This window comes from Kocuria sp. NPDC057446 (assembly GCF_042802875.1).
Classification (GTDB): Bacteria; Actinomycetota; Actinomycetes; order Actinomycetales; family Micrococcaceae; genus Kocuria.
Genome location: NZ_JBHVDI010000238.1, coordinates 1 through 3,720, shown reverse-complemented (window position 1 = coordinate 3,720; position 3,720 = coordinate 1). Strand labels below are relative to the sequence as shown.

Here is a 3,720-nt window from a genome sequence, read left to right as displayed (position 1 = left end):
CCATCTCGTTGTGTCTGTTGGCCTCGTATTTGTTTATATCCGACAGCCCCCGCCCCGGGGGGGCCCCCCCGGCGTGGGGGGTGGCGCCCCCGATCCCGTAGAGTGTCCTGTTGGTTGTCTGTGCTCCAGCGATTCCGCACACATCGGACCACGCCGACCCTCACCGTGCACCACGAACGGTGATGGTGCACGCGTACGGGTCCGCTGCGGCGTTTAACGACGATGTACACCCGAAACCCTGCTCGCCGCCCCGGCGGGGGGCACCTGAAGTTAGCGGAGGATATGGCCAAGAAAGACGGCGTCATCGAGATCGAAGGCACTGTGGTCGAGGCTCTGCCCAACGCGATGTTCCGCGTTGAGCTGAACAACGGTCACCTGGTCCTCGCCCACATCTCCGGGAAGATGCGACAGCACTACATCCGGATCCTCCCCGAGGACCGCGTGGTGGTGGAGCTGAGCCCGTACGACCTCACCCGCGGTCGTATCGTCTACCGCTACAAGTAGGACCGGCGGCCGTCCGGGCCGCACACCACTCGAGAGAACGACGCGAAGGAATGCGATGAAGGTCCAACCGAGCGTGAAGCCGATCTGCGACAAGTGCAAGGTGATCCGCCGCAACGGGCGGGTCATGGTGATCTGCGAGAACCCGCGCCACAAACAGCGTCAGGGCTGAACCGCCCCGAGCTGCCCACGCAAGTGGATCGATAAAGGCACCGCTCCCGACCGGAGAGATCCAGGCGGGCGCCCCCGGTACAGAGGCCGGGGACCGGAGGGGACATGACGTCCCCGACCGGACAGCGATGCTCCAGACCTCTGGAACACCACAAGGAGAACCGCCGATATGGCTCGTCTCGCAGGCGTCGACCTCCCCCGCGAAAAGCGGCTGGAAATTGCGCTCACCTACATCTACGGCGTGGGTCGCACCCGCGCGCTCGCCACCCTGGACGCCACCGGCATCTCGGGCGACCTGCGCGTGCGCGAACTCACCGATGCCCAGCTCGTGGAGCTGCGCGACTACATCGAGGACAACTACAAGGTCGAGGGTGACCTCCGCCGCGAGGTGGCCGCCGACATCCGCCGCAAGGTCGAGATCGGCAGCTACCAGGGCATCCGGCACCGCCGCGGCCTGCCCGTGCACGGTCAGCGCACCAAGACCAACGCCCGCACCCGCAAGGGTCCGAAGCGCACGGTCGCCGGCAAGAAGAAGTAGCCCGCTGCCGCTCGTGCGCCAGGACCCCACGGTCCCCCGAGCGGCCCACCACCACTCTTCCCGAACTTTGTAGGAGATCTCCATGCCCCCGAAGACCCGCGCAGCGGCTGCCCGCAAGCCCCGTCGCAAGGACAAGAAGAACGTCACCCAGGGCCAGGCCCACATCAAGTCGACGTTCAACAACACCATCGTCACCATCACCGATCCCTCCGGCGCCGTCCTGTCCTGGTCGTCCGCCGGCGAGATGGGTTTCAAGGGCTCTCGCAAGTCCACCCCCTTCGCGGCCCAGATGGCCGCCGAGGCTGCCGCGAAGCGCGCCCAGGAGCACGGCATGCGCAAGGTCGACGTGTTCGTCAAGGGCCCCGGCTCCGGACGCGAGACCGCCATCCGCTCCCTGCAGGCCACCGGCCTCGAGGTCGGCTCCATCTCGGACGTCACCCCGAGCGCGCACAACGGCTGCCGCCCGCCGAAGCGCCGCCGCGTCTGATGTGAGCACGCCCACCGGGACCCTGCGGGGTCCCGGTGCGCGCGTGCCGACAACGGACCGGGCACCGGTCCGCACCCATCAACTGTTTTCCACCATTTGCGCGCGTCATATAGCGGATGCCCGCTGAAAGGAAACATCAGTGCTCATCGCACAGCGCCCCACCCTCTCCGAAGAGGTCGTGGCCGACAACCGGTCCCGCTTCGTGATCGAACCCCTCGAGCCCGGCTTCGGCTACACCCTCGGCAACTCCCTCCGCCGCACCCTCCTCTCCTCGATCCCCGGTGCGGCCGTGACCAGCATCCGGCTCGACGGCGTGCTCCACGAGTTCTCCACCGTGGAGGGGGTCAAGGAGGACGTCTCCGAGGTCATCCTGAACATCAAGAAGCTCGCCGTCTCCTCGGAGCAGGACGAGCCCGTCGTCGCGTACCTGCGCAAGCAGGGCCCCGGCGTCGTGACCGCCGCGGACATCACGGCCCCGGCCGGTGTGGAGATCCACAACCCGGACCTGCACATCGCGACCCTCAACGCGAAGGGTCAGCTCGAGCTCGAGCTGACCATCGAGCGCGGGCGCGGGTACGTCTCCGCCGCCCAGAACAAGGCCGGCGACGCGGAGATCGGCCGCATCCCGGTGGACTCGATCTACTCGCCCGTCCTGAAGGTGACCTTCCGCGTGGAGGCCACCCGTGTGGAGCAGCGCACCGACTTCGACAAGCTGGTCCTCGACGTGGAGACCAAGGAGGCCATCACCCCGCGTGACGCCGTGGCCTCCGCCGGCACCACCCTGGTCGAGCTGTTCGGTCTCGCCCGGGAGCTCAACACGGCCGCCGAGGGCATCGAGATCGGCCCCTCGCCGACCGACGCCGCGATGGCCGCCGACATGGCGCTGCCCATCGAGGACCTCGAGCTCACGGTGCGGTCCTACAACTGCCTCAAGCGCGAGGGCATCCACACCGTGGGTGAGCTCGTGGGCCGCTCCGAGGCGGACCTGATGGACATCCGCAACTTCGGCGCCAAGTCGATCGACGAGGTCAAGGCCAAGCTCGTCGACCTCGGCCTGTCCCTCAAGGACTCGCCCCCCGGTTTCGACCTCGCCGCTCGCGCCGCCGCGATCGACGACGAGAACCCGTTCGACGACGACGACCACTAGTCCTTCCCGCTGACGTCCCGACGGGTGCCCGCCCGGGCCGGGACACACTTCCAGGAGATCAACAACCATGCCTACTCCCACCAAGGGACCCCGCCTCGGAGGCGGACCCGCGCACGAGCGCCTGATGCTGGCGAACCTGTCCCAGCAGCTGTTCGAGCACAAGCGCATCACCACCACCGTGACGAAGGCGAAGCGGATGCGTCCCTACGCCGAGCGCCTGATCACCTTCGCCAAGCGCGGTGACCTGGCCGCCCGCCGCCGCGTGCTGGCGCAGCTGACCGACAAGTCCGTGGTGCACGAGCTGTTCACGACCATCGCCTCGGCGATGGAGGACCGCAACGGCGGCTACACCCGCATCACGAAGATCGGCAACCGCAAGGGCGACAACGCCCCCATGGCGGTCATCGAGCTCGTGATGGAGCCCGTCGCGACCAAGGCCACCGTGGCCGAGGCCGAGCGTGCCACCGAGAAGGCCGCCCCGGCCCCCGCGGCTCCGGTCGACACCCCGGCGGACACCACCGCCGACGAGGTCGCCGCCGAGGAGATCCCCGCCGACGAGCAGGCCCCCGAGGTCGGCTCCGAGCAGGCCGCCGAGGTCGCCGCCGAGAACTCCGACGCGGAGTTCCCCGGCTCGCACGCGCCGCTCGAGTCCGGCGAGGCCCCCGAGGGCTTCGAGGTCAAGGGCAACAAGAACTCGATGAAGTACCACGTGCCCGGTTCGCGCTGGTACGCGGGCACCACCGCCGAGATCTGGTTCGACTCGCCGGCCAACGCGGAGGCCGCCGGCTTCCAGCCGGCCGGCGGCGCCGCCGCGCAGAAGCTGCGCTGACCGCACGCCGCACGGACGGACACCGCGACGCCGCCGGGGACCTGGTC

6 protein-coding genes are annotated in these 3,720 nt (G+C 68.7%); all 6 read left to right on the top strand.

Features of this window, described 5'->3' with window-relative positions:
* Window positions 1-282 precede the first annotated feature (282 nt).
* A complete protein-coding gene (gene infA, locus ACFU0Y_RS17565; RefSeq protein ID WP_017833319.1) occupies window positions 283-504 on the top strand; it encodes a translation initiation factor IF-1 in 222 nt (73 codons plus the stop codon).
* A 55-nt stretch (window positions 505-559) separates the two neighbouring features.
* Window positions 560-673, top strand: coding sequence for a 50S ribosomal protein L36 (gene rpmJ / locus ACFU0Y_RS17560; RefSeq protein WP_017833320.1), 114 nt, complete (start codon window positions 560-562; stop codon window positions 671-673).
* Window positions 674-841: 168 nt separating this feature from the next.
* On the top strand, window positions 842-1,210 hold the full coding sequence (gene rpsM, locus ACFU0Y_RS17555) for a 30S ribosomal protein S13 (RefSeq protein ID WP_017833321.1): 369 nt from the start codon (window positions 842-844) through the stop codon (window positions 1,208-1,210).
* A gap of 82 nt (window positions 1,211-1,292) precedes the next feature.
* The gene (gene rpsK / locus ACFU0Y_RS17550; protein WP_017833322.1) at window positions 1,293-1,697 is read left to right on the top strand and encodes a 30S ribosomal protein S11; all 405 of its coding nucleotides are present in this window, start codon (window positions 1,293-1,295) and stop codon (window positions 1,695-1,697) included.
* A gap of 139 nt (window positions 1,698-1,836) precedes the next feature.
* Window positions 1,837-2,844 (top strand): DNA-directed RNA polymerase subunit alpha, encoded by a 1,008-nt coding sequence (locus ACFU0Y_RS17545; protein ID WP_017833323.1) that lies wholly within the window; start codon window positions 1,837-1,839, stop codon window positions 2,842-2,844.
* Window positions 2,845-2,911: 67 nt separating this feature from the next.
* Window positions 2,912-3,673 (top strand): 50S ribosomal protein L17, encoded by a 762-nt coding sequence (rplQ, locus tag ACFU0Y_RS17540; protein WP_380216146.1) that lies wholly within the window; start codon window positions 2,912-2,914, stop codon window positions 3,671-3,673.
* The last annotated feature ends 47 nt before the right edge of the window (window positions 3,674-3,720 follow it).